At 33.5% G+C, this 7,404-nt stretch carries 5 protein-coding genes; 4 read left to right on the top strand and 1 reads right to left on the bottom strand.

All coding sequences use genetic code 11. The features are described from left to right. Positions 1 to 311: 311 nt before the first annotated feature. The 4 genes from HN894_10390 (at position 312) to HN894_10375 (ending at position 6,360) form a co-directional block, all read left to right on the top strand. Positions 312 to 1,115, top strand: a complete 804-nt coding sequence (locus HN894_10390; protein ID MBT7143737.1) for an alpha/beta hydrolase — start codon at positions 312 to 314, stop codon at positions 1,113 to 1,115. 525 nt (positions 1,116 to 1,640) lie between these two features. Then, positions 1,641 to 2,129 carry a hypothetical protein gene (locus HN894_10385; GenBank protein ID MBT7143736.1) on the top strand — a complete coding sequence of 163 codons (489 nt, stop codon included), beginning with the start codon at positions 1,641 to 1,643 and terminating at the stop codon, positions 2,127 to 2,129. Between the two features lie 157 nt (positions 2,130 to 2,286). Continuing rightward, positions 2,287 to 4,968: a beta-glucosidase gene (locus HN894_10380; GenBank protein ID MBT7143735.1), complete on the top strand. Its 2,682-nt coding sequence runs from the start codon at positions 2,287 to 2,289 to the stop codon at positions 4,966 to 4,968. Between the two features lie 165 nt (positions 4,969 to 5,133). Beyond that, on the top strand, positions 5,134 to 6,360 hold the full coding sequence (locus tag HN894_10375; protein MBT7143734.1) for an ISAzo13 family transposase: 1,227 nt from the start codon (positions 5,134 to 5,136) through the stop codon (positions 6,358 to 6,360). Positions 6,361 to 6,590: 230 nt separating this feature from the next. Here HN894_10375 and HN894_10370 read toward each other — a convergent pair. Beyond that, positions 6,591 to 7,404, bottom strand: an 814-nt coding sequence (locus HN894_10370) for an SUMF1/EgtB/PvdO family nonheme iron enzyme (GenBank protein ID MBT7143733.1), incomplete at its 5' end; no start/stop codon positions are given.

Below are 7,404 nucleotides of genomic sequence, written 5' to 3'. Positions count from 1 at the left end.
GTAATTATCAAACACCTGGATTATAAATTGTTCAAATGGTTGAAAAGCAAAGGAAGGAAAGCGCACAAGGTGTTACGCCAACACCCATACAGTACATTTGTTAAAGGCAAAGGGCTGTTAGACTTGGAAAAGTATGCTCGTTTGAAAACCCTTGCGAAAACTCAATGAAGAACTCTATCGGTAAGCCGTATGAGGGAAAACTTCACGTACGGTTTGATGAAGGGGGTACTGATAGTCTAACTAATTTTCTTATCTTTGTGGGAAAAAAAATATGAATAGGCTATCAGGCTCTACTCTAATCAGAAATAACTATGAGATCAAAAACAACAATAATTCTGCTTCAAATAATAATTCTGACTGGATGCTCAAATATTCGCAATGGAATGACTTTTTTTCCTGATAAAAAAAGTAAAATTCCTGAAGAAAATATTCCTTCTCACATCTCTGAGAAAAGAATAAAAACTACGGATAAAGAGACTATTCAAGCATTTTATTTTCATCATTCAGACAGCTCAGATCATTCATTAGTGATTTATTTTCATGGAAATGCTGGTAATTTATATGGTCGATTTGGTTATGCAAATAAACTTTATGAGATCAATCAAAATGTTCTTTTAGTTAGTTATAGAGGTTATGCAAAAAGCACAGGGAAACCAAGTGAAAAAGGAATATATATTGATGGTGAATCAGCGCTGGGTTTTGCCAAAGACAGTTTAGGATATTCGGAGGAAGACATTATAATAATTGGAAGATCATTAGGAACTACAGTTGCAGTAAACACATCGCAAGAAAGAAATTTTAAAGGAGTCATACTTATAACACCTTTAACTTCAGGAAAAGAAATGGCTACTGCTATGGGAATGGAATCTTTAACTTCTGTTGCTGGTGATTCTTTTAATTCTATTGGGAAAATCAATAACCTGAAATCTCCTATTCTTATTATTCATGGAACTGATGATGAAGTAGTGCCTTATTATATGGGGGAATCTCTTTTTAAAACCTATTCTGGAATTAAAAATTTGATAACAATAGAAAGAGGAAGACATAATAATTTACAAGATATTGATCCAAATCTATTTTGGGGAGAGATTAATAAATTTATAAATAAAATCTGATAACACTTAAGAATATAAAAACAGCGAAAAACTACTGAGTCCCGATGAATAATCGGAATTGAACTAAACCCAAGCCAGCGGGTTTATAGTGAAAGATTTGGCTTATATGTATTTTTAATAATTTGGGAAATTTGGAGAGAGATGTAATTTCCGAATAGTTTTCCGAAGGTCAGGTAATATTTGATAAGATTTTCTCTCATTTTTTGGTTTAACATAAATGATTACTCACCAAAATCCATTTTTGCATTTTGTGCAATATAGACAATTCTTCTACCGTAAATTCATTTTTTTCTCCATCTTTACATATTTTAAAAGTTAATAAAGATGAACTTACAAGATTATTACTGAATTAGATGGTTTGGCTTAAGTTTAACAACTGAAATATACACAAATGTATCAAGCGCAAATTTTAATGAAATTGTAAATCCTTTCAATGAGATTGAAATTAAAACTTAAAAATAATAAAGAAAATATGAGGGATTTTCCGTTTATACTAATGTTGGGCTTAATTTTAAAAAAAGATAAATGAAAAAGATAGTTATTGTAATAATAGGATTAATTGCAAGTAATGTAATTATTGCACAGAATTCAAGTATGAGGATTGATTTTGGTGAAATTGAAATTCCTATTGGATATAAAATACAGATAAGTGCTGAACATAATGATTTGAAAATTGAAAATTTTAAACTATTAGGTAAATCTATAGCAGAAAAAACAATTGATATGATAAAAGCTCTTGACGAATTTGAAAGGAAAGATACAATAACAAATGAAATGGAGTTTGAATTTTGCAATGCTGATTTCGCAGGTTCAAAGATGATTATATTGACAACAGTTCATCATCAAGAAAAGCCAATGACTTTTAATGCAAAAATTAAAATTAAAGGGAGAAAGAAATATATAACGACTTCAATCGTAACAAAATACCCGCATGCAATTTCGATTGAACAATGGTCAGAGAATATTGAATCTATAATTCTTTATGATTTTAAGCTAATTAGTGAAATAAACTAAGCCCAACACGCAATCATAGCCAATTGGCGCATCAAGGACATTAAGACTAAGAGGTGAAATATAAAAACAAATACAAATCAACGAACATCCTGCAAGAAAAACGCCAACTGGCCATATTGCGGGAACGATACCAAACATATAAAAACTGACAGTAAAAATGATTCAAAATAAAGTATTTATCCTGATTGCAGTGATTCTGTTAATTGTTTTTTCCTGTAAGCAGGAAGATAAATTAAATTACAAAAACGCTAATATACCAATAGAGGAAAGAGTAAACGACCTGTTATCCAGAATGACTATTGAAGAAAAATTTGGTCAAGTATTTATGGTTCCTTGTGATTTATCTGATGGAAAAGAAAAGTATAAAGATGGTATTTTTGGATTCCAAATGAATACAGCGTCACAATCAGAATCTAAAGCAGAACAAATCTTAAGCTATGCAGAAGGTGGAAGAGCTGAACAAATAGCAATGCTAACCAATAAAATCCAAAAGTATTTTGTAGAGGAAACAAGGTTAGGAATTCCAATAATTCCATTTGATGAAGCCTTACATGGATTGGTTAGAAAAGATGCTACCGCATTTCCTCAATCAATAGCCTTAGCAGCAACCTGGAATACTAATTTAATGAGAAATGTAGCTCATGCTATTGCCATGGAAACAAAAACAAGAGGTATTAGACAAATATTATCTCCTGTTCTAAACATTGCTAGAGACGTAAGATGGGGAAGAACAGAAGAGACTTATGGTGAAGACCCTTTTCTTGCAACACAAATGGCAGTATCGTTTATTTCAGAATTTGAGAACTTAGGTGTTATAACTACTCCTAAACATTTTATTGCTAATGTAGGTGATGGAGGTAGAGACAGTTATCCAATTCATTTTAATGAAAGATTATTAGAAGAAATCTATTTCCCTGCTTTTAAGGCTTCCTTTCAAAAAGCAAATGCTTGGTCTGTAATGACATCTTACAACTCTTTAGATGGTAGGCAATGTAGTGCAAATGACTGTTTGCTAAATAAAAAACTAAAGGATGAGTGGGGTTTTAAAGGTTTTGTTATATCTGATGCCAATGCTGTAGGTGGTGCAAATGTTCTGCATTTTACATCTAAAGATTATGCCGAATCTGGTAAACAATCAATAGAAAATGGTCTTGATGTTATTTTCCAGACATCCTATGACCATAAAGAACTATTTTATCCAGCATTTGAAAATAGAGATATTGATGAAGAAAAACTAAATGAGGCCGTAAGACGAGTTTTAAGAGCAAAATTTAAAATAGGACTATTTGAAGACCCATACATTGATACTCAGGAAGCTGAAAAGTGGAATGGCACAAAAGAGCATAGACAAATTGCTAAAAAAGCAGCTCAGGAATCTATAGTATTATTAAAAAATGAGGATGAAATACTTCCTATTAATAAGAATATCAAATCAATTGCAATAATTGGTCAAGATGCTGTTGAAGCTAGACTTGGTGGATATTCCGGTCCTGGAAATAATCCTGTTAGCATCTTGGAAGGTATTAAAAACAAAATTGGCGAATCAAGTAAAATAAGTTATGCTGAAGGCTGTGGAAGAGAATCCGTAGAATTTGTAACCGTTCCTGCAGTAAGCTTCTTTCATTATGAAAATGGGAATAAGAAAGATGGATTGAAAGGTGAATATTTTAACAATATTGACCTTAAAGGAAATCCTGCCATGACAAGAATTGATCAAAAGGTTGATTTTAATTGGACTCTATACTCACCTAATCAAGAAAAGATTAATTACGATTATTATTCTGTTAAATGGACAGGAAAACTTATCTCATCAGAAACAGGTAATTTTAATATTGGTTTAAAGACTAATGACGGCTATCGTTTGTATATAGATGATAAGTTGATAATTGATAATTGGAAAAAGCAAACATTTCAACAAATAACTAAAGAATACTCATTTATAAAAGATAAAGAAAATGATATCAAGCTTGAATTTTTTGAAACAACAGGAGATGTTCGGATGAACCTTATATGGAATGTTGGAGTTGAAAATAATTGGGAAGAAGAAATTCAACAGGCTGTAAGCTCAGCAAAAATTAATGATTTTTCTGTTGTTGTTGTTGGTATTGATGAAGGTGAAGCTAATGACAGAGCCTTTCTTTCTTTACCAGGCCATCAAGAAGAGTTAATTAAGAAAATATCCGAAACTGGGAAACCTTTTGTAGTTGTATTAGTAGGAGGTAGTGCTATTACTATGAGTAACTGGATAAATGACGTGCCGGCAATCCTTGAGGTATGGTATGCAGGAGATGAAGGAGGGAACGCTATAGCAGACGTATTGTTTGGCGATTATAATCCTGCTGGAAGGTTGCCAATTACCTTCCCAATACATGAAGCTCAACTGCCATTATACTACAATCATAAATCGACTGGAAGAATAGATGATTATATGAACCTCACTGGAAAGCCATTATTTCCATTTGGATTTGGATTAAGTTATGCCAATTTTAAATACAGTAATTTAATTATTGAATCTCCTGAAATAAATTCAACGGATAGTACCAATGTTAGATTTAAGGTAACAAATACAGGTAATTATGATGGTGACGAAGTTGTTCAACTATACATAAAAGACTTGTTTGCCTCAGTAGCACGCCCTATCATTGAATTGAAAGGTTTTCAGCGAATTCATCTAAAAAAGGGAGAAACAAAAGATGTTGAGTTTAAAATAACGCCTGAATTATTGATGATGCTCGATGAAAAAATGAACAAATTAGTAGAACCTGGCGAATTCAGAATTATGATTGGAGCATCTTCGAATGATATAAGGATTAAAACTATCTTAAACGTAAGTGAATGATTGATATGTATGAACTGTAAAAAACGTTTGGTAATCGAGTAGGCGGCTGATTCCGACTTGTCGGAACCAGTGCACCTCTCACACCACTAAGCGTACAGGTCTCGTACTAAGGCAATGTAAATATATAACTCATTGTAATTGTATATTTTTTACTATATTTGCAGTATGGAAAAAATACAAGAAATTAGGATTAAATATTTAGCTATAAAAGGAGAATTGAACGAACGTTCTCGAAGATTATGGGCAGCCACTGAGGCAATATCAATTGGGCATAAAGGGATTAAAATTGTTCATAAGGCAACCGGCTTAGCAGAAAGTACTATTCAGATAGGGAAAAAAGAAATTATAAATAAAGAAACAATTGAGCAAGACAGAATTCGCCGAACGGGTGCAGGAAGATGTTCTTTAGAAAAAAAAGATAAAGAAATAGTTGATAAGATACTGAAAATTGCAGATATTGATTCAATTGGAGATCCTGAATCTCCATTGCGTTGGACAACAAAAAGCCTACGCAATATTTCTGAAGCATTAAAAGAAAAAGGATATAAAATAAGTCATACAAAAATCGGAAATATATTAAAGAAATCCGGCTTTAGTTTACAGGCTACTCGCAAAAGAAATGAAGGTAAATCTCATGTTGATAGAGATAAGCAATTTAAATATATAAATTCTAAAACAAAAGAATTTCAAGACGAATTGCAGCCAGTCATTTCTGTTGATGCAAAGAAAAAAGAATTAGTTGGCAACTTTTCTAATGTAGGTAAAGAGTATCACAAAAAGGGAAATCCATTAGAAGTTAATGCTTATGATTTTTTAAGTTTTGCAGACGGTAAAGCAACACCATATGGAGTGTATGAAATCACTACAAACAAAGCATGGGTAAGTGTAGGCATCAGTAAGGACACAGCTCAGTTTGCTGTATCCTCAATACGCAATTGGTGGTATGAAATGGGAGAAAAAATGTATCCAGACTCTAAAAAAATACTTATTCATGCAGATGGTGGAGGCAGAAATGGAAGCAGAAATAAATTATGGAAAGTCGAATTACAGAATTTTGCAACAGAAACAGGATTAGAGATAAGTGTTTGTCATTTCCCACCAGGGACAAGCAAATGGAACAAAATTGAACATCGATTATTTTCACAAATCTCAAAAAATTGGAGAGGCAGACCGCTCGAAACTTTTAGCATAATTGTAAATTTAATTGCCTCTACAAAAACAACGACAGGATTAAAAGTCAAAACTGCCATTGATACAAATATATATAAAACAGGAATCAAGATTACAAATAAAGAACTAAACAATATTAATCTTATCAAACATGAATTCCACGGAGAAGACTGGAACTACACTATTAAGCCCAAGAATCGAACTCCAATGGCAGGAGATTAAAGGTTCTGTTTTATTACGCTTTATTTGAAAGCTGAATGTTGTAATTTCCTGTAAATCAGACCTGACAGGTTTTCAAAACCTGTCAGGTCTTTTCCGAATTTTGATATTTTTATATTCACAGATGCTTTGAGTTTGTCTCTCTGTCTGTTCAGCAATGACTTTGTTTATAAACTCAATGCAACTACTTTTTTTTAGTTTAAAATGTATGGCCTGAAAAGCAAACCTCAAAACTAAGGTACAGCAATGCGGAAGCCTCTGGTCATGCTGCTGGCACTCGGGTAGATGTGGCTACGTATCGACAGCTCGTAATTGCTGGAAAAGAAGCTCCAGCTTCCGCCACGAAGAATACGGTAAGAGCTCGTTGTAGCTCCAGTTGGGTTGCTCGTACCCGATGGATAGTTGCTCCCATACCAATCTCTACACCATTCTAAAACATTACCGTTCATATCGTATAAGCCTATTTCGTTGGACAATTTGGTGCCTACAGGGTGGGTTTGGTTACTGCTGTTTGAGCTACACCAGGCATAATCTTCTAAATTGCTGCTGTTGTTTGTTCCAGCATAAGTGTTACTGTAAGTTCCGGCTGATTGGGCTACGGTTGCCCCTCTTGCTGCCACTTCCCACTCGGCTTCGGTCGGCAGTCTTCCGCCAGCCCAAAGGGCATAAGCATTTGCTCCATACCATGTTGTAAAAATAACAGGGCAGTTTGAAGTTGTTGCCTTACTGCTACCTCCAAAATAAAAGTTGCTACCGTTGTGGTCTATCGCACAATCACTAGCATCCATATCTATATATTCAACATTGCCATAAGCAGCATCATTATAGCTGCCATCGGCATTGCAGTTTATTGCATTTAAAAATGTAATAAATTCGGTATGTGTTACTTCGTATTTGTTAATGTTATATGAGCTTAAAGTTACGTTTGTTCCGTTTATGGGGAAAGTTCCGGATGGAATGTTTACAAAATTTGCAAGTATTGCACTTGAGTCTGTTGTATATGACAATTCGTTTCCATAAGCAGTGCCATTGATATTTTTAGCATAT

The sequence above is a fragment of the Bacteroidota bacterium genome (assembly GCA_018692315.1).
Lineage (GTDB): Bacteria > Bacteroidota > Bacteroidia > Bacteroidales > JABHKC01 > JABHKC01.
The sequence above is the reverse complement of the archived record's forward strand: the minus strand, read 5'-3'. Positions and strand labels throughout refer to the sequence as shown.